At 38.1% G+C, this 18,682-nt stretch carries 21 protein-coding genes; 10 read left to right on the top strand and 11 right to left on the bottom strand.

Going from position 1 to position 18,682, the window contains the following annotated elements; translation table 11 throughout:
• Window positions 1-13: 13 nt before the first annotated feature.
• From ACOZIR_RS15935 to ACOZIR_RS15915, 5 genes are all read right to left on the bottom strand, one after another.
• A complete protein-coding gene (locus ACOZIR_RS15935) occupies window positions 14-1,141 on the bottom strand; it encodes an N-acetyldiaminopimelate deacetylase (protein ID WP_045292731.1) in 1,128 nt (375 codons plus the stop codon).
• Between the two features lie 144 nt (window positions 1,142-1,285).
• On the bottom strand, window positions 1,286-2,005 hold the full coding sequence (dapD, locus tag ACOZIR_RS15930; RefSeq protein ID WP_013082280.1) for a 2,3,4,5-tetrahydropyridine-2,6-dicarboxylate N-acetyltransferase: 720 nt from the start codon (window positions 2,003-2,005) through the stop codon (window positions 1,286-1,288).
• Window positions 2,006-2,134: 129 nt separating this feature from the next.
• Window positions 2,135-3,013, bottom strand: a complete 879-nt coding sequence (locus tag ACOZIR_RS15925) for a LysR family transcriptional regulator (RefSeq protein WP_013056037.1) — start codon at window positions 3,011-3,013, stop codon at window positions 2,135-2,137.
• Between the two features lie 99 nt (window positions 3,014-3,112).
• Window positions 3,113-3,568: a cyclic-di-AMP-binding protein CbpB gene (gene cbpB, locus ACOZIR_RS15920; protein WP_013056036.1), complete on the bottom strand. Its 456-nt coding sequence runs from the start codon at window positions 3,566-3,568 to the stop codon at window positions 3,113-3,115.
• A gap of 382 nt (window positions 3,569-3,950) precedes the next feature.
• Window positions 3,951-4,187 (bottom strand): YkuJ family protein, encoded by a 237-nt coding sequence (locus ACOZIR_RS15915; protein WP_013056035.1) that lies wholly within the window; start codon window positions 4,185-4,187, stop codon window positions 3,951-3,953.
• Between the two features lie 280 nt (window positions 4,188-4,467).
• Here ACOZIR_RS15915 and ACOZIR_RS15910 point away from each other — a divergent pair, with 280 nt between their 5' ends.
• Complete coding sequence (locus ACOZIR_RS15910; RefSeq protein ID WP_415383513.1) at window positions 4,468-4,704, top strand: glutaredoxin domain-containing protein; 237 nt, start codon at window positions 4,468-4,470, stop codon at window positions 4,702-4,704.
• 41 nt (window positions 4,705-4,745) lie between these two features.
• Here ACOZIR_RS15910 and ACOZIR_RS15905 read toward each other — a convergent pair whose 3' ends face one another.
• From ACOZIR_RS15905 to fadH, 3 genes are all read right to left on the bottom strand, one after another.
• The gene (locus ACOZIR_RS15905; protein WP_421535710.1) at window positions 4,746-5,216 is read right to left on the bottom strand and encodes a DUF3993 domain-containing protein; all 471 of its coding nucleotides are present in this window, start codon (window positions 5,214-5,216) and stop codon (window positions 4,746-4,748) included.
• Between the two features lie 155 nt (window positions 5,217-5,371).
• Complete coding sequence (locus ACOZIR_RS15900; RefSeq protein ID WP_045292735.1) at window positions 5,372-6,583, bottom strand: EAL domain-containing protein; 1,212 nt, start codon at window positions 6,581-6,583, stop codon at window positions 5,372-5,374.
• Window positions 6,584-6,688: 105 nt separating this feature from the next.
• The gene (gene fadH / locus ACOZIR_RS15895; protein ID WP_411304010.1) at window positions 6,689-7,453 is read right to left on the bottom strand and encodes a 2,4-dienoyl-CoA reductase; all 765 of its coding nucleotides are present in this window, start codon (window positions 7,451-7,453) and stop codon (window positions 6,689-6,691) included.
• 170 nt (window positions 7,454-7,623) lie between these two features.
• Between fadH and ACOZIR_RS15890 the strand changes: the two genes are divergently transcribed.
• Both ACOZIR_RS15890 and ACOZIR_RS15885 read left to right on the top strand, forming a co-directional pair.
• The gene (locus ACOZIR_RS15890; protein WP_045292738.1) at window positions 7,624-8,490 is read left to right on the top strand and encodes a metallophosphoesterase; all 867 of its coding nucleotides are present in this window, start codon (window positions 7,624-7,626) and stop codon (window positions 8,488-8,490) included.
• Between the two features lie 146 nt (window positions 8,491-8,636).
• Window positions 8,637-8,930, top strand: coding sequence for a hypothetical protein (locus ACOZIR_RS15885; RefSeq protein ID WP_013082274.1), 294 nt, complete (start codon window positions 8,637-8,639; stop codon window positions 8,928-8,930).
• Between the two features lie 39 nt (window positions 8,931-8,969).
• Here ACOZIR_RS15885 and ACOZIR_RS15880 read toward each other — a convergent pair whose 3' ends face one another.
• Both ACOZIR_RS15880 and ACOZIR_RS15875 read right to left on the bottom strand, forming a co-directional pair.
• Window positions 8,970-11,093 carry an RNA degradosome polyphosphate kinase gene (locus ACOZIR_RS15880; protein ID WP_415383517.1) on the bottom strand — a complete coding sequence of 708 codons (2,124 nt, stop codon included), beginning with the start codon at window positions 11,091-11,093 and terminating at the stop codon, window positions 8,970-8,972.
• A 73-nt stretch (window positions 11,094-11,166) separates the two neighbouring features.
• Window positions 11,167-12,693 (bottom strand): exopolyphosphatase, encoded by a 1,527-nt coding sequence (locus ACOZIR_RS15875; protein WP_421535709.1) that lies wholly within the window; start codon window positions 12,691-12,693, stop codon window positions 11,167-11,169.
• 109 nt (window positions 12,694-12,802) lie between these two features.
• On the opposite strand from ACOZIR_RS15875, the gene ACOZIR_RS15870 reads away from it, so the two are divergent.
• Window positions 12,803-13,315 (top strand): L,D-transpeptidase family protein, encoded by a 513-nt coding sequence (locus ACOZIR_RS15870; protein WP_045292745.1) that lies wholly within the window; start codon window positions 12,803-12,805, stop codon window positions 13,313-13,315.
• Window positions 13,316-13,569: 254 nt separating this feature from the next.
• Entirely contained in the window at window positions 13,570-14,037 is a 468-nt protein-coding gene (locus tag ACOZIR_RS15865; protein WP_013056025.1) for a YkyB family protein, read from the top strand.
• 50 nt (window positions 14,038-14,087) lie between these two features.
• On the opposite strand, the gene ACOZIR_RS15860 is transcribed toward ACOZIR_RS15865, so the two are convergent.
• On the bottom strand, window positions 14,088-14,993 hold the full coding sequence (locus ACOZIR_RS15860) for a chemotaxis protein (RefSeq protein WP_328121315.1): 906 nt from the start codon (window positions 14,991-14,993) through the stop codon (window positions 14,088-14,090).
• Between the two features lie 296 nt (window positions 14,994-15,289).
• Here ACOZIR_RS15860 and ACOZIR_RS15855 point away from each other — a divergent pair, with 296 nt between their 5' ends.
• The 5 genes from ACOZIR_RS15855 (at window position 15,290) to ACOZIR_RS15835 (ending at window position 18,647) form a co-directional block, all read left to right on the top strand.
• Window positions 15,290-15,889 carry a TetR/AcrR family transcriptional regulator gene (locus ACOZIR_RS15855; protein WP_071276205.1) on the top strand — a complete coding sequence of 200 codons (600 nt, stop codon included), beginning with the start codon at window positions 15,290-15,292 and terminating at the stop codon, window positions 15,887-15,889.
• 113 nt (window positions 15,890-16,002) lie between these two features.
• The gene (locus ACOZIR_RS15850; RefSeq protein WP_013056022.1) at window positions 16,003-16,197 is read left to right on the top strand and encodes a hypothetical protein; all 195 of its coding nucleotides are present in this window, start codon (window positions 16,003-16,005) and stop codon (window positions 16,195-16,197) included.
• Between the two features lie 203 nt (window positions 16,198-16,400).
• Window positions 16,401-16,622: an IDEAL domain-containing protein gene (locus ACOZIR_RS15845; protein ID WP_045292751.1), complete on the top strand. Its 222-nt coding sequence runs from the start codon at window positions 16,401-16,403 to the stop codon at window positions 16,620-16,622.
• 96 nt (window positions 16,623-16,718) lie between these two features.
• Window positions 16,719-17,882, top strand: coding sequence for an aminotransferase A (locus tag ACOZIR_RS15840; protein ID WP_045292753.1), 1,164 nt, complete (start codon window positions 16,719-16,721; stop codon window positions 17,880-17,882).
• A gap of 153 nt (window positions 17,883-18,035) precedes the next feature.
• The gene (locus ACOZIR_RS15835; RefSeq protein WP_025749407.1) at window positions 18,036-18,647 is read left to right on the top strand and encodes a nitroreductase family protein; all 612 of its coding nucleotides are present in this window, start codon (window positions 18,036-18,038) and stop codon (window positions 18,645-18,647) included.
• The last annotated feature ends 35 nt before the right edge of the window (window positions 18,648-18,682 follow it).

Here is an 18,682-nt window from a genome sequence, read left to right as displayed (position 1 = left end):
ATGATTATACGATTTATTGATTGCCTTTATGTTCAAAATATTTTGTAATAAGAGAAATCGCAGTATCTATTGCGCCTTCATGAGGCTGCAGCTTTGCATGATGAAGCCCATATTCAGACTGAACGCCAAGCCAAAACATAAATCCAGGAATATCTTTTAGCATATAGCCAAAATCTTCTCCTGTCATTGCTTCTTTGCACTCAATAACATCCACGTCCGTTTGCGCTTTGGCAAACTCCATAAACTCTCGCGTGACTTCATGGTGATTATATACTTGATGATACATACAACCATAATCAATGGCTGTTTCACACTGATACCCTACTTCTACTCCTTTAACAATCGCTTCAATTCGTTCTTTAACACGCATCATTGATTCAGGAGATAGCGTGCGAATGGTTCCTTCTATGCGAGCTCGCTCCGCAATAATATTTTGAACCGTCCCGCCTTGAATTTTTCCTACTGTAATTACAGCGCTGTCTAGCGGATCAACGTTGCGAGCAACAATAGTTTGAAGCTGTGAAACGAGCTGACAAGCAGCAACTACCATATCATTTGTTGTATGTGGATAAGCAGCATGCCCGCCTTTTCCTTTTAAATCAATAAATAGCTCAGACGTGTTAGCAAATAGTAACCCTTCCTTCAGTGCAATCGACCCAACCGGATATTCAGGCGCTACGTGAAGGGCGAAGATGAAATCTGGAAGCCATTCTTTCATGATATCGCTTTGGAGCATTGGCTGTGCTCCTCCTGGACCTTCTTCTGCAGGTTGAAAGATGAACAGTACATTATCTTTGATTTCATGCTGAGCAAAGTAAGTCAGTACGCCTAGCCCGATGGCCATATGCATATCATGTCCGCAGGCATGCATTAGTCCTTCATGCTGTGATTGAAAAGAATAATTCGTTTCTTCCGTGATAGGAAGACCGTCAATATCTGCTCGGTAGCCTATTGTTTTAGTTGGGTTTGTACCATGTACTTTAACAAAGAGTCCTGTTTTCCACGTCTTTACTTCTAAGCGTTCTTGCGGAAGAGTGTTAATATAATCAAGCAAAAAACGCTGTGTTTTCACCTCTTGAAACCCTAATTCAGGAATTTTATGTAGCTCTCTTCTTATTTTCACAAATTCATTTTCAGCCATGTGTATGTCCTCCTCACGAAATAAAGAAGAAAGCGTGGTTGCCCACGCTTCCAACTTGTCCATATGATACGTTTAAGGATTCAGTATCCCAATCGCTAAAACCGACTAATTCAGCAAAGAAAAAGCGCAAACTGATCGTTTTTCTTATTCTTCGTTTAATTGACGCAATTCTTGCTTGATTTCTGTTTTAGACTTTGTTTTTTCGTCAATTTCTTTAATAACGCGAGCCGGCGTACCTGCTACTACTGTGTAAGGAGCTACATCTTCTACCACGATTGCACCTGCAGCAACTACGGCACCTTTACCTACTGTTACACCTTCAAGAACAACAGCATTAGCACCGATTACTACGTCATCTTCTACTACAACTGGTTTTGCAGAAGGTGGCTCAATAACACCAGCTAATACAGAACCTGCGCCGATATGACAGTTTTTACCTACTGTTGCACGACCACCAAGTACTACGTTCATGTCGATCATTGTTCCTTCACCGATTACAGAACCGATGTTAATAGATGCACCCATCATAATAACAGCGTTGTCGCCGATTTCAACTTGATCACGAATAATAGCGCCTGGCTCAATGCGAGCTTTAATTCCTTTCATATCTAATAAAGGAATCGCAGAGTTGCGGCGATCGTTTTCAATTACGTAGTCTTCAATTTTTCCTTCGTTTGCTTCAATAGCAGCTTTAATTTCTTTCCATTCACCGAACACTACACCTGTGTTGCCCGTTACGAATGTTTTAGAAGATGAACCAAAGTCAATTCCTTCTACTTCACCTTTTACGTAAACTTTTACCGGTGTTGATTTTGTGCTGTTTTGAATAAATGAGATAATCTCATTAGCATCCATCATTTTCATTATGTATTCCTCCTAAGTAAGCAATGTCTCATTTAATGTAACAAAATGCTTTCACAATGACAAGCATCATTATCGTTTTAATAAAAAGATAACGATTGCAAATAAAAAAAGCGAGCATGTAGGCTCGCTTTAGACCGTTTCTCTTACATATTCACGTACAATATCAACAAATGCTCGAACTTGCTTCAGTTTAAAAGCTGATTCATATCCAACTAAAGAAGTGTCTCGGGTAATTGGCTCTCCATTTGCTTTCAGAAGCGGCGTCCGGTGAATATGGCTTCCAGCTTCTTTAATAGCAATCGATGGTAAAATAGCGAAGCCAAGACCATTTAAAGCCATTTGCTTACACGTCTCAATCTGATCCACTACAATCGTACGTTTCGGTGTAGTATGAAACTCTCGATGCCACCATTCTAAAATTTCTTGATAATACGTTGAGTCACTTTTAAATTGAATAAATGGTCGATGAGTATTTACTACTTCCGCTGCCCTTTCAATTTCTGAATCAACTAGATAAAGAGGATCTGTAAACAAATGTTCTTTGACGCCTTTCCAATCCGGGTTTCCGCGTATGATTCCAATATGTACCTCATCTTCGTACAGGTAGCGAAGCATTTCACTGCTCCAACCGGTTACAAGAGAGATTTTAGCATGTGGGTAACGATCCATATAGCGTTTTAACACCGCCGGCAGCCAGTGCTGTCCAATAATCGACGCCACCGCTAATTTGAGTGTACCATATACTTCATTATCTAAATGATGCAAGTCCTCGCGAACCCGATCTTCTTTTTCTACCACTTCTTTTGCAAATTGAACAATCTTTTCTCCAGCAGGCGTTAATGACAGTCCTTTTTGCGAACGAATGAAGATTTGTGTATCCCATGCTTTTTCAATGGTTTGCAGCCTCTGTGATAAAGCTGGTTGCGATACAAATAATCTCTCTGCAGCTTTTCTCATATTTAATTCTTGAGCTAATACAACGAGCATTCGACATTCTATTAATTGCATTCAGTTATTCCTTTCAAGCCTCTTTTTACTTTCATTTTACCTTTATCATATAAGAAAAAAACGGAGAAAGATAGGCTGAAACACGATTTCCTAAAAAAATTATTGAAATGACTCCTTCGGGAGAATGATGGACTGCCTTCTTAATGACTTTAACAAATTTCTTCGTGTTAAAATCCCTTCAAAAATACCATCTTCATTCTCTACGCACAAAAAAGGATGGTTAATCATGGCATTTATGACTTTTAATACAGATTTTTTCATGGAGACACGAGGAACATTTTGATTCATAACTTCTTCTACTTTCATGGTTTCTAATCGTTCAAATTCAATGCGCTTTAATCCTAAAATCGAATCTAAAATAAGCGTCATGCTCACGAACCCCTGCAGCTGAAACCTTGGATTTAATACGGGAATGGACGTATAGCCAGTCTTTGTTAACACAAGCAAAGCATGTTCTAAATTATTTCCCACTTGAACATGAGCAACTTTATCAGAAGTGACAAGCAAATCTCGAAGTTCAATTTGATTTAACTGGTTGTGATCAATATCAATCATTTATACATTCTCCTTCCATTTCTCATAACTTCCACGTGTGTAAAGAGAAAAAGAACAAGCTACAAAATGAAAATAGCTTGCTTACGTAAATGCGAACCTTTAAGAGGGAATAGAAGCAGACACACCCGATGTTCTCCCTTATATGTTAAGTCTAGATTTTTTTAAAACAAGTGTCAACGAAAGTTCATAATTATCTGAATTTTTTATTTTGGTTTTTTTACAGCATTCGACCCGTTCCTTCCATTTATCAGAAAATCTGCTATCACTTTGTCGATATTTCTCGGGAAAATAGGGCAGAAGCCACCGCAAAAACTCCATAGGCAGTAACAAAAAAATACCGCAAAGTATAAAATCCTTTGCGGCATTCGTTTTGCTTTATCCCTTAATGAATAAGTTCAAAAATTTCAATTGCAATCATATCAACGTTATCAAATTGATAAACGGCTGGCTTTTCACCATCTTGATATACTTCAAGTTCGTATGTTTCAGTTTTTGCATGATATTTCACGCTGCAAATTCTTTTTCCCTCTACTTCGAAGAAGCGTTGTGGCGCTTCACTTCCACTTGCTTGTTCACGGAGATTCACAAGACGAGTTAAAATACCTTGTAATTGTGACATATAATCTCTCCTTTCACCTATTACATCATTACGCATTCGACTTTTCTACAATATCAATTCAAATAAATCCTTTATCTAAACTAATACTTAAAAGACACCATTTCACTATATGCCACATACTAAAAAAACACAAGTACTTTACGTGATTTTTCATAAGAAAATGCCTTATTATAGCGATATATGTCGTTTTTTATTATAATAACATAGCGATATACTATGTATCATACAAAACTTTATTCTACTTTAACATCATTCATTTTGATATAGGGAGGTGCTTTCATTGAGATCTATAGAGTTGTACACACAACCAGCTTGCCCACCTTGCGAAATTGTTAAACAGTTTTTACAGCATCATCACGTTTCCTATAAAGAATTTGACGTATCTAAAGATGCTTCTGCTCGAAAACGAATGACTACTGAGTTAGAGTCTTATTCCACTCCGACCATTCGTGTTGACCAGAAAATTATCAGAGGATTTGACCTTCAAGCGCTTGAGAAGCTTCTTAACATCGGGTAACAGTAACACTCAAAATAAGCTTTCCTCAGCTATTTTGAGTGTTACTTACTATATATAAGCTTTTGCACTTTCCATTTCCCCTGTTTTTTTACTAAAGTGATCATTTCATAATGATCTTGGTATTTTACCCGTTCATTATGCACAGCCGGAAAAAATTGATAGACATAAGCTTTGTTTTGGTCGGAATGAAGAGCTACCTTGGTCTGTTCATCGAAAGAAAAGAAAGGGATATAGTGTGTTAAATATTCAGGTCCCTCTCCGACATACCCTTGAGCTTTTTGTAAGAGAGCCTCATTAAAAAATACATATGCATACTCATCATCTAAAAACAATTTCAGCTCACGAGCAGCATCTTGATTAGTATGGGCAGACGCAGCTCTTAGCTGAGCCTGATAAGCGTCCTGCAAATTTATAAAGATTTCATGCCTAATCTCTCCTGATACTTCTGCATGAACAGATTTTCCGGAGTACAAGACAATCAGCAAAAAGACAAATAAGCATATTTTCTTCAAATTAAATCAGCTCCTTAGCTTCTTTTTTATTAGAATTCCGAAAATTCCCCTGCCTATGCATATCTCTATAGCCGACTGTCGTTCTCCTCTAAAAAACATAAAAAACCGGCAACCACTTTTGCTAGCTGCCGGTTTAACTTCCACTTATTCATTCTCTATAAAACGTCTCTTTCGTATAAAAAAGAATATGAAATATCAAGGAATACATAGTGCATATTATCAATTGGATACGAAAAAGTTCGGATATTCTCGCCTGTTTCAATATCATTATACAAATCTGATAATATGCCTTTTTTTTCATAGCTCATTCGAATAATATTCTCAAGAAAATACGGGCGCCAGCTCCAATTTTTCTTTACATATTCAGGCTCAAGAATCCAATCCTCGTTTTTCTTTACATAGTTAGAAGACTTTTGAAATCCATTTTCATCGCAGATGTAAAGGCGAAAACACACGTTGGATAGTTCTTCTGCAATAACAGGCAGCATATCGTCATACGTTTCTAGCTTTCTGCACTTTGTCATTACCTGCTGCATTTTATCTTGAAAGCGTTCTGTCAGCTGGTAAACAGCAAGCAGCTTTTTCTTTTCGTGAGCGATATACATTTCAAAACGTTCCTTTAGTTTATCCTTTAAGATGTTCGGATCGACAAGTTCAGCAGCCGGCTTATGTAAATAATAACCTTGAAAATACCTGCCTCCGTTTCTCCATGCATATTGCAGCTGATAGGAGGCTTCTATATCTTCGTATAGAAGCGTAGCACCCATTTTCCTTGCTAACAGAGATAAAGAATACAATACGTCTTGATACGACTGCGCCATGTCTGTTTGTCTTAGAATATGTAAATCTACTTTTAAGATATCTGGTGAAAGCAACCCAATCCTGTCTAGATTACTACTTTCTTTTCCTATATTATCAATTGCAATCTTAATACCATATGTTTGATAATACTTTAGTAAGTGTTGAAGTGATTCCAAATCTCCACTAAAATTGTGTTCTGTAATTTCAAGAACAATTCGATCAAGCGACAATCCTTTATTTTCGAAAAGTTTCAATAATTCTAGCAAGGATTCTCCATGATCGTTCATTAATAAATTAGGGTTTTGATTAATAAAAATTAAAAATTGTTCTTCCTGGGTCAACATATGCTCGAGCGCTTGTGTTAAAACAGCATAATCAACTTCTATGCGATATTCATCCGGAATCGCATCATCATGAAAGAATGGGCCGAGACTTTCAATTTCCCCTTCATTTTGAAACCTCGCCAACACTTCATAGCCAATTACTCTATGTCCATCTGCACTAAAAATTGCTTGATAATACGGAAGAGTTTTCTCTATGTTTGTTAATACATCTAACGGGTCCACTCAACTCTCCCCTCTCCTTGTTCACTTTACGTTAGTATAATACGAATAGCATAATTTTGCTAGCCCTTCTCGGTTTGCTTTGTACTTTTTAGTGCGTATCCAAACTTAAAAAGGATGCTGATTTAGCCACTGTCCCCCGTCCATCGTGATGCATTCCCCATTGATATAAGACGCTTCATCGGAGAATAAGAAACTAGCTAATCCTGCTATTTCCTCAGGAGTTCCAAGGCGTCCTAATGGTACAGAATTTAATGTACGCGCTTTCATTTTTTCTGATTCAAATAATTTATCTGCTCCTCCTGTTCGCTCGATCGGCCCCGGCGCAATCGCATTCACCCGTATACCATATTTCTTTCCCCACTCTACTGCGAGCGTGCGCGTCATGGTTAAAACTCCTGACTTGGCACAAGCTGAATGAATAACACCTGCTCCTGCATTCCAGGCATATGTAGCCACAATATTTGTAATAGCTCCTTTTGTACCTTTATCGATCCAATACTTCCCTACTGCGGAACTGCAGTAAAATGTACCATTTAATACGATATTAATTACGCTGTTCCATCCGTTAATAGATAAGTCTTCAGCTGCACATATAAAATTGCCTGCAGCATTATTAACTAAAAAATCAATTTGTCCAAATGACTTGTCTGTTTCTTGAACCATTCGTTCCACATCTTCTGGATTGCGTACATCCATCACCACTGAAAGTACCTGTCCATCAAATGTTTTAATTTCATTTTCTGTTTCTTGTAATCGCTCGGCTGACCTGCCCGTGATTACCACATGAGCACCTTGTTCTGCAAATCGCTTCGCCATATGTTTTCCCATTCCACTTGAACCGCCAGTAACAATTACGACCTTGTTCTTCAATTTCTCATCCTCCCCAAAATATAAGTGTTTTACAATTTCATTTTACTATTTTTTCTGAATAAAGTGAAACTTTTATCTATTTAACTTAAAAGCAGACTTCTCGTTGTGATGATAAAAAAAACAATGCTATAATGAAAACTTGAAAACTATAAGGAATAGGTTGATTTTGCATGAAAAAGACGTATACAAGACGATCTTTTTTGAAAGGACTAGCGTCCATTTCGTTAGGGTCTTTGCTCACCACGTCTTTTGGGTATACATATGCCAAATATATTGAGCCTAGACGTCTGCAAATTGTTCGTCATACAATTACTTCTAAAAACATTCCGAAAAGCTTTAACGGAATAAAAATTTTACAATTTAGTGATATTCACCTTGGACTATCTTATGATTTATTACAACTAGAACAGCTTATGGTAACCATAAATAATTTGAAGCCTAATATTATATTATTTACCGGAGATTTAATGGATGTACCTAATGAATACCCGCATCCAGAAAGAATCCCCCCGATTTTACAAAGGCTTCAGGCTCCTCTTGGAAAATACGCAATATATGGAAACCATGATCATGGAGGGTATGGAACAAATATCTACAAACAAGCCATTGAAAACGCAGGATTTAGACTTCTAGTAAATGAAGTTGACACGGTGTCCATGCCTGATAAAAGCTACATTCATATTTGCGGACTTGATGATATTATGCTGGGGAATCCACAATATGAAGGAACGCTAGGTCAATTACAGCCGGATATCTTTTCTATTGCTATGATTCATGAACCTGACGTTGCTGTCAAAGCAGCTCCTTTTCCAGTGGATCTTCAGCTCTCCGGCCATAGTCACGGAGGCCAAATTCAAATTCCTTTTTACGGTCCTTTGATTACACCGCCCTTTGGGACAGTTTACCCTGAAGGAATGTACGAAGTTGGAGATTCTAAAATGAAGCTTTATGTGAATAGAGGCTTAGGAACCACGCGCATTCCTTTTCGTTTTTTAGCTACGCCTGAAATTACGCTTTTCACCTTGCAATCAATATAAAAACGCCCTTACAGGGCGTTTTTATGTTTTTTTGTCTTTTTTTAGCTGATCATGACCGCCTAATTCTAGTCTTAAAGAAATAAACCAGGCTCAAAAGCTTCCGTTCAGCCATACACTACAAAGACAACTGACAAGGAGGTTAAATTATGTACTATCAATATCCCTATACAGGATATCGTAATATTCCAAATGGTGACGAGCGCTTTTTTGGATTTCCCTTTGTTGCTGGCTTAGCTGGTGGGCTGCTTGGCGGACTAGCTGTTGGCGGTTTTGGAGGCAGACCTGGGTGCTGTCCACCACCTTATCCTTATCCGGTTCCGTTTTACGGCGGTGGATTTCCTGGAGGAGGCTACCCTGGTGCCGGCTATGGAGGCGGTGCTCCTGTTTATAACACATACTACGGACCTGGATACGGTCCTGTTGGTCCCATTCCTAGATAATAACATGACTAAAAAGCCGAGCACTCGGCTTTTTTTATGTTATTCTTGCTCGTCGCAAAGAGCATATTGACAAAAGATCTCTTGACTATTAATAGAGAGCTCATGTTCTTTTTTTATGACGTAATGATAATTTCCTTCTTGATCTTGTTCTCGTGCTTTTACATTATCAGCAAGCATAACTTCAAGCCATTTCCACACTTTTTTTTTCAAATGTGTATCCAAGATAGGAAATAAAATTTCTACTCGTTTCACCATATTTCTTGTCATCATATCTGCAGATGAAAAGAAAAACCTTTCCTGTTTATTATGATGAAAATAATAAATTCGGCTATGTTCTAAAAATCGTCCGACAATGCTTCTTACTCTTATATTCTCGCTAACGCCTTGAACTTGAGGGCGCAAGCAGCACGCTCCTCTAACAATGAGTTCGATTGCCACACCAGCTATAGAAGCTTCATATAGCTTCATAATTAAAATTTTATCCGTCAATGAGTTCATTTTCCCAATGATTCTTCCATTGCCATACCGTTTATGATAATGGATTTCCTGATCAATGAGATGCAAAAAATCATTTCTTATATCAAATGGTGCAACGGATAAATGATGATATACTGGTTTTTGCGTATAGCCACTTAAGTAATTAAAAAAATTGGCCGCATCTATCCCGATGTTTCGGTTGACAGTAAAAAGACTTATATCCGTATAGATCTTTGCCGTCGCATCGTTGTAATTCCCAGTACCAAGATGAACAAATCGCTTAATATGCTCTCCTTCTCTTCTCACCACGAGCGTAATTTTACCATGCGTTTTTAAATGCGTCATTCCATATATCACGTGGCATCCTGCCCGCTCTAGCTCTTTAGCCCATTGCACATTATTCTCTTCATCAAACCTTGCTTTTAGTTCAACTAGTACCGTCACTTGTTTACCTTTTGCAGCCGCTCGTTTTAATGCTTTAATAACAGGAGAATCTCCGCTTACCCTGTATAACGTCTGCTTAATAGCTAGCACATTTTCATCGTCTGCTGCAAAGTTAACAAAATCAAGGACCGGCTTAAACGATTCATAAGGATGATGAAGCAAAATGTCTCTTTGAATCACTTGGTCGAAAACATTTTGATCCGGATGTAACCCTGTTGTAAGCTTAGGAATAAAGGCTTTTTCAGCCAACTCTTCATGCGTAGATTTAAGTAATCTATAAAACGAAAATAAACTGGTTAAATCCAGCTGTCCTTCGATCCCATACACATCTTCATCATCAATTTCAAGGACTGACTTTACATACGCTAGTACATCCAGATCATATGGACGCTTAATCTCAAGACGAACAGCCGCTCCCCATTTTCGCTTCTGCAACTCTTCTTCAATCTCTTTTAGTAAATCTTGAGCGTCTTCTTCGTGAATAGTCATATCTGCGTTGCGGGTAATTCGAAATTGAGAAACAGAAGAAACGCGGTATCCCTTAAACAATTTTTTAATAAAATAGGCAATCACATCTTCTAGCAATACAAATAGACGGGTAGAATCTGACGTAGCTATTTCAATATAGCGCGTTAGCATCGAAGGTACTTGGACAATAGCTAGTCTTCCTTTTATCTCAGCAATTTGCTGCTCATCATTTAACTGTTCTGAAAGGACGACTGCTAAGTTCAAGCTTTTATTCATCAACATAGGAAACGGCCGGTAGGTATCGATAGCCATAGGAGTCAATACGGGAAAGATTTGCTCATCAAAATACTGTTCAAGCTTATCTAGATTTGATTTCTTCAGCTGTTCAATCGTAATGATTTCCACACCGTATTTCTGTAATTCGGGAAGAAGTGTGTGAATATACGTATCATACTGCTGCTTGACAAGATTGTGGTTTTGTTTGGAGATAGAGAATAGCTGCTGTTTAGGAGTTAAACCTGCTTTGTTTTCGGGTTTGGTAAATCCAGCCTTCACCTGATCTTTTAACCCCGCTACCCGAATCATAAAAAACTCATCCAGGTTCGAACTGAAAATCCCTAGAAATTTAAATCGCTCAAGCAAAGGGTTTTTCGTATCTACAGCTTCTTCCAGCACCCGCTTGTTAAAGGCCAGCCAGCTCAATTCACGATTATTGTAATAAGCTGAATCAGCCACTTGTATGGCTTGCTTATAAGTCCGATTACTTTCTAACATTAGCCTCACCTTCCAGGATAATGGATTTAATCTAGTTAGCTATACTGAATATTCTAACCGATCCAGCGTTATTCTAAAGCTTAGTAAATTCAAGAACAATATTTTTTTTGACTACTTTTTCTAGATGCTTTTTCTGTTTTTCAGCCTGATATTGTTCAGGAAGAAAGGCTTTTGTACATAATAGTTTAATCGTAACTGTGTTTTCATCGCTTTTCGTATCAATATGTTGAACAACATTTCGCTTTGTTGCATGTAAGCCATCAGCTATTTTTAAAACCGCACCGAGCAGCTGGACTTTTTTTTGTTCTTCTTTTGTTAACCACTTTTTAAAAGGAGCAACATATTGCCTAAAAGAAAACTTCCCTTTATATGAAGAAACAAGTGCCAGCTTTAAACGTTCTCTATGTGAAATTCCATCTATTGTACGATTAGCAAGCACGTAAAACGTATGCTGGCTGCTTGATTCCGCATCAATATACTCTCCTATATCATACACTTGCGCAGCTTTTATAAGAAGCGCTAAGTCATCCTCTTTTAAATCAACCGGCCCCTGCTCTCTAAGATGCTGAAATATCATAATAGCTGTGCTCGTAAGCTGTTTGACGTACTCTTTACTTATTTCAAACTCTTCCATTATTTCTTGAAAACTTTGCTGTATGACATCGGGGTACATTGGCTGGATATTAGCATCAGATGCTTCTTTAAATAACACTCCTTCTCTCAAGCCTTTGCGGCTTAAGATGAAGCGAGTCGCGTTCACGGTTTCATATACTGATTGAAATACTTCAATCGCTGGCAAAATTGTATCGGCACGATCTTTTGACAAGCGGTCTAGCTTTTGAAGATTGTGATATGACAATGAGCCTATAGCCGATTTCACATGCAATATATCAGCTAAATTCATTTCATATTGATGCAGCCCCGCGAGAGGATAGTGGATAAAACCTTGATGCAGTTGCACCATACTTCTTGCACTTCCTCCCATTGCTACAATCGGAACATGGCGATTTAAAAGCCACGGAACGGTATGGAAATGCCGGAGCACAAAATCCCGTATTTTCACTTTTTCTTCTGCAGTGGGAATATTGCCTTTGACGAACTGCAGACGTAGAGATAAGGTACCGAACGGAAAGCTGTGGTACTGCACTAACTCTCGATTGCGAAAATACGTAACTTCCGTACTTCCCCCGCCAATGTCAATTGTAATGGCTTCTTCGATCGAAGTGGAATGAATAACTGCAACAAAGCCGTAATACGCTTCTTCATATTCAGACAATAGTTGAATAGAAAAGCCCGTTTCTTTTTTTACAACCGCTAGAACTTCTTTTGCATTAGTCGCTTGACGGATGGTAGCTGTGGCCACACAGGTAACGTGCGACAGCTGATGATGCTTGGTAATAACTCCAAACGTTTTAAGCGTATCAAGCAAGGTATATATTCCTTTAGCCGTTAACACTCCTTCTTTACTTAAATAATTTCGAAGCCGTGCAGCTACTTTCACGTTTTCAATTTGCTTAAACCCTCTGCCTTTGTTGTATTTATAAATAACAAGGCGTATCGTATTTGAACCTATATCAATCAGTCCATGCTTATACGTCAATGTAATTTCAACACCTTTTTCAAAATAACTTTATGCTCACAAAAGTCACTTTTACTTTTTTCAATCGTATACTGTTATAACATAGTCATATATCAAAGGAGCGAAGTTAATGAGATATACAGTAAAGCGGGGTGAAACCTGGCAAAGTGTTTCAGGTGACTACCGGATTCCGGTTGAAGACCTGTGGATGGCTAACCCTTTTGTAAGCCATCGTACGCTGAAGCCAGGGCAAGTAATCATCATTCCAAACCTTCCCGATAAAGAGCTCATTCCTTACACGATCCACGTGTTTATTGCTGAAAAACAGCTTGAATTACGAAGAAATAATGTCATACAAAAAGTCTATCCCATTGCAGCAGGAAAAATGCTGAGCGCAACCCCTACTGGAGACTTTGTTATCGTTAACCGGGAGCCAAAACCCGGGGGGCCTTTTGGTACAATGTGGCTAAGCTTGTCTAAAAAGTCCTATGGCATTCACGGAACAAATGATCCAAGTTCTATTGGAAAAGCCGTATCCAAAGGATGCATTCGCATGTATAATGCCCAAGTAAATGAGCTAGCTCAAATTGTGCCAAATGGTACTGGTGTTTATATTCGACCTTCTCGGCGAATGGCTCAATAGTTCAGGATTTACTAATTAATGATTGTGTAACTGTGTGAGCAGCATTTTAAAAAAAGAGAAAGTATGGCGTGCTGTTCCACTTTACTTGTATAAGGAAGCGCAACAAAACAAACCCTATACATAAGAAATTTCAGTAATTACCAAAATACTTCTTCGTGTAATTATTTTCAAATGGGACAAGACACGCTATAATGAACGTATCAGCTTTCACCTTATAGGTTGAACAGCTGATATGATAGAAAGGGAGTGAACGTATGTCTCAAGCAAATGGACAAGGCTCTTTGACCCCGTCTGTATCTGAGATTGCACAAGCTATTTTCACTGTAAATCGTCACGCAAAAGCTGCTCCTGATCCTAAGCAGTTATATACGTTAAAGAAAATTGCATTAGATCAACTAATTTTAGAAGGAAAAGCAAAAAAAGAAGGACTTCACTTTTCGCCAAACCCTGGTAAAAGTCAACAAAAATCAGATGTACTTGTATCAGTTGGAGACTACTTTTTCCATATGCCTCCAAAGAAAGAAGACTTCAAAGAGTTATCACACCTCGGCCATTTAAACCATCAGTATCGAAATCCCAAAACGACTATGTCATTATCTTATGCGAAGCGCTTATTATCTAAATATACGGGTCATCTCGTACAGCCGGCCAAAAGCCCTGTTTCGACTCCAAGAAAACGGCAAGCACCTGTGTTTAAACCGCTGGGTAAAAGTTATTTTTAAAGAAAGTGCCTGAAGTGGAGCAATCTGCTTTCAGGCACTATTTTGTCATCCTACAAAATATAGAGATCAATCAACTCAACAAGCTCTCCGATTTCCGGCTTACTTACTTGTCCTTCTGCTCCTACCATCTTTCCCTTGTGACGTAAATCTTCCGTGATAAGAGAAGAGAAAATAATGACTGGAAGGATAGAAAGCTGAGGATTTTCTTTCACTTTTTTAGTTAAATGATGTCCATCCATTTGCGGCATTTCTATATCTGTAATAAGCAGCTGAACTTGATCACTGATTTCCACTCCTTCATCGATCACCGAGCTTAGATAGTTCCATGCTTCCTCACCGTTCTCAAAAAATTCCGTGTTCTCATAACCTGCTTGTGCAAGAGTATCTTCAATCATTCGGCGCAGCAGCGGCGAGTCTTCAGCCACGACAATCTTTTTATTGGAGCGTTCCCTGGCCCCTAGCTTTTTTATTTTCGACTGATTAATACCCGCATCAGGGTTCACGTCAGAAATCAGCTTTTCAAAGTCTAAAAGCAGAATCATTTGTCCGTTTAATTTTACCACTCCAGTAATCTGCGTTTCCAAACCTTGATACAAATCTGAAGGCTTCTCAATTTCTTTCCAAGAAATACGGTGAATTTGCGTCACTGCATGGGTATGAAAGACAATTTTTTGCCGATTGAACTCTGTAACAATTAACTTATCTTTTTCCGGCGTATTTGAAGGTTCCATTTTTAACGCTTTGGCTATGTCAACAACAGGAAGAACTTCCCCTCTTAGCTCTATAATACCTTCTATGTAAGAATGCGCATTTGGAACAGGTGTAATAGATACGGGATTAATAATCTCTCTAACTTTTACTACATTGATGCCAAATAAAACATTTCCTATCTCGAATTCGACAATTTCCAGTTCGTTTGTACCACTTTCTAACAGTATTCCTTTATCTTGATTCATATCACTTGCCCCTCTCATCTCACCTGCTTATCTAATAGTCCATATTTCCTATTATAGTGACCGCCTCTTATATCCGTAAAGAAAAACTTTCTTATTTTGTTATCTTTTCCCCTGAAACATATACACAAAATATTGTTTTACGAATTAACAGAATATTATATACTATATAAAAACATGAGCGTCGATCCCTTTCGTCTCATCCTCTGCTCAGTTTTTTAATTGCTCTACTTTACTTCTCTATACTAGCTAATGAACTTGAGTCAAACGACTACTCCTATTCAAACGAGGTGTAATTTATGAACAGAGGATTACAAAAAGAAGAAACAAAAAAACGCATACAAAAAGCAGCTATTTCTTTATTCCAACAGCAGGGATATCAAAAAACGACTGTGTCTCAAATTACGCATGAAGCGGGTGTAGCAAAGGGAACATTCTTTAATTACTTCAAAACAAAAGAAGAAGTTCTTCACTACCTTGGAATTAATTTCACAAACCGTATCTCCTATAAATTAGAACAGCTCCTTCAAACAGAAGAATCAACTGCTGCCATTGTTAAACAACTCTTTTTATTACTAGCACAATCAAACGAAGAAGCGAACCCTCACCTAATCCGTTCTTGGTTTCATATTGCTATCACCAACAGTTCCTTTCAACAATCTGAAATTCTTCAAATTGAAAAAATGCGTGCTCATTTTACAAAAGTTTTTCAAACAGGACAAGACCGAGGTGAACTTATAGTCGATATCGCTGCCGAAGAAATGGCTTCTATTGCTATACTTAATTTTTTTGGCACACTTCTCTACTGGTGTACCAACCAACCCGGCTCTATTGCTCTTCAAGAAAGAATAGACAAGTCGGTTACTCTTCTATTTAGAGGCTTTCTTATTCATTCCTAAAAGCCCGTTCACAAATTTTTAACAAGAAATCGAAGATAGCTGTGGACTCTACAGCCAAAACGGTTTATACTACACAAAGTGAATGAATAATCTTAAAAGAAGGTGTTCGTAATATGAAAGGCTCCGTCATTCTTTTTAATGACGATAATGAAATGACCATTATTGAAAACGTAGAAGAAGCTGTATATCAAGATATTAAAGAACAAGAAGGCTCTGATCACTGCGTTGTAACATTGGACGATCATGAAGTTGATTTTGGCTACGTTTCCCCCGTTTATTGGCGTGAAGGCCAAATACACACTGACTAATATACAAGACCTGCATATATATGCAGGTCTTTTTATACGCTTATTTCTTTGAATCTAGAATCGAACGTGAAGCAAGGAACCTCTGATTTCCTAACACATACCTTAGCACATTCGCAGCTAAAAACAGGGTTAACAACTATATAGAAAGGGTACATTTCAAGTAATAGAAGCTGCGTTTTATTTTAAAAAAGGAGGTTTATGTTATGAGTTCTTATCGAAAAAATATGAATCACTACCCTCACTCATCTCAGTACACACCTTACCAACACTATTACGCGAAAGAAGCCAATCGTATTTTGACGACTATGAGTACAAACTTTAATAAACAGCATTTGAAATCTCTTATCGACGATGCGTTAGATAACAGAGACGAAGAACAATTTTATGAACTAACAACTGCTTTTAATAAGCTATATAACACCTAACTTAAAACCACTATTTGCAAAATGCGCAAATAGTGGTTTTTTACCTAATTTCATTGTGATAAAATGAGTTGAAAATACGCGGAAGGATTTGAACCCATGGAGCACTTAATCAATAAACGTGTCAAAGAAATTGAATTATCAGGAATACGTACATTTTATAATATGGTCTCACACTATCAAGATGTTTTATCTCTCACAATTGGACAACCTGACTTCTTAACACCACAACATGTAAAAGAAGCGGCAAAATCTGCAATTGATGATAATCAAACTTCTTATACCCACAATGCTGGAACAATAGAACTACGCGAGGCAGCAGCTCAATTTGTCAAAGAAAAATATGACTTGCACTATAACCCAGCTGATGAAGTTATTGTAACCATTGGAGCTAGTCAAGCAATTGATATTGCTCTTCGCACCATTTTAGAAGAAGATTCCGAAGTTATTTTACCTGGACCTGTTTACCCAGGATACGAACCGCTTATCCGGTTAAACGGCGCTAAACCTGTACATATTGATACAACCGAAACAGGATTTCGACTAACAGCGGATTTAATCCAGCAGCATTTGACATCAAAAACACGATGCGTCATCTTACCTTATCCCTCTAATCCTACAGGCGTGACGTTGTCACAGCAAGAATTAGAAGAAATTGCTGCTCTTTTAAGCGATAAAAATATTTTTGTGCTATCTGATGAAATATACAGCGAGCTCGTTTTTGATAAAAAACACCAGTCCATTGCCTCCATTTCATCTATGAGAGAGAAAACAATTGTTATTAATGGAGTATCAAAGTCTCATTCCATGACTGGCTGGCGAATTGGCCTTTTATTTGCTCCTTCTTATTTAGCCAAACATATTTTAAAAGTTCATCAATACAACGTGAGCTGTGCTTCTTCTGTCTCTCAAGCAGCTGCACTCGAGGCACTGACAGCAGGTAAAAACGATGCGGTAGATATGAAAAAAGAATACGAACAAAGACTGAATTATGTTTATGACCGACTAGTAAACATGGGATTTGACGTAGAAAAGCCGACTGGTGCTTTTTATATCTTCCCTTCTATTCAGAACTTCCACAGTAATTCATTTGATTTTGCCCTGGAGCTAGTCAAAGAAGCGGGTGTTGCACTAGTACCCGGCAGCGCTTTTTCTTCCCATGGTGAAGGATATGTACGCCTATCGTATGCGTATTCCATGAACACGCTGCGTGAAGCCTGTGATCGAATTGAAGCTTATCTTACATCTCGTCAATCACGTTAAACCGATGGTAAGAAGTGTATGCATTTCTTTGGCGAGTGACCGCACATAAGAGTGGGTATACTAAAAGCATATAAATTGACTTCAATAGTGTATCATTATAAAATGTGCATCGATTGACTAAAGAAATACATACTTTTAACGGAGGTTTTTATTATGACAAAAGATTTTTTTGATGTGGTAAATGAACGTACATCGATTCGAGAATATGACTCTTCAGCTAAATTAAGCAAAGAAGAATTAACGGAACTTTTAGAAGCAACAGTGAAGTCACCATCAGCTTGGAACTTACAGCACTGGCATTTCGTTGTTATTACAGACCAAGATGCGAAAGAACGTCTACTTCCAATTGCTTACAACCAAAAACAAATTACAGAAGCAGGCGCTGTAGTAGCTGTCTTAGGTGATTTAGAAGCCAATAAAAATGTAGATGACGTGTACAATCCGCTAGTTGAAGCAGGTCACATGACAGAAGACGTAAAAAATATTTTGTCGGGACAAATTAACGGCGCTTATAAAAACGGTGCTTTTGCCCGCGATGCAGCGTTTACGAATGCTTCACTTGCATCTATGACATTCATGCTTGCAGCAAAAGCAAAAGGATTAGACACTTGCTCAATGGGCGGATTTAACGCTCAAAAATTTGTAGAAGAATTTAAAATTGAGGATCGATACATTCCGGTTATGCTTATTTCAGTTGGAAAAGCGGCTAAAGAAGCACATGCTAGCGATCGTTTACCATTGGACCAAGTTACAACTTGGATTTAACAAAAAACCCTGCAGCTGCAGGGTTTTTCTATGTA

The organism is Priestia sp. D3YE.R1 (genome assembly GCF_049199565.1).
GTDB classification, from domain to species: domain Bacteria; phylum Bacillota; class Bacilli; order Bacillales; family Bacillaceae_H; genus Priestia; species Priestia aryabhattai.
The sequence above is the reverse complement of the archived record's forward strand: the minus strand, read 5'-3'. Positions and strand labels throughout refer to the sequence as shown.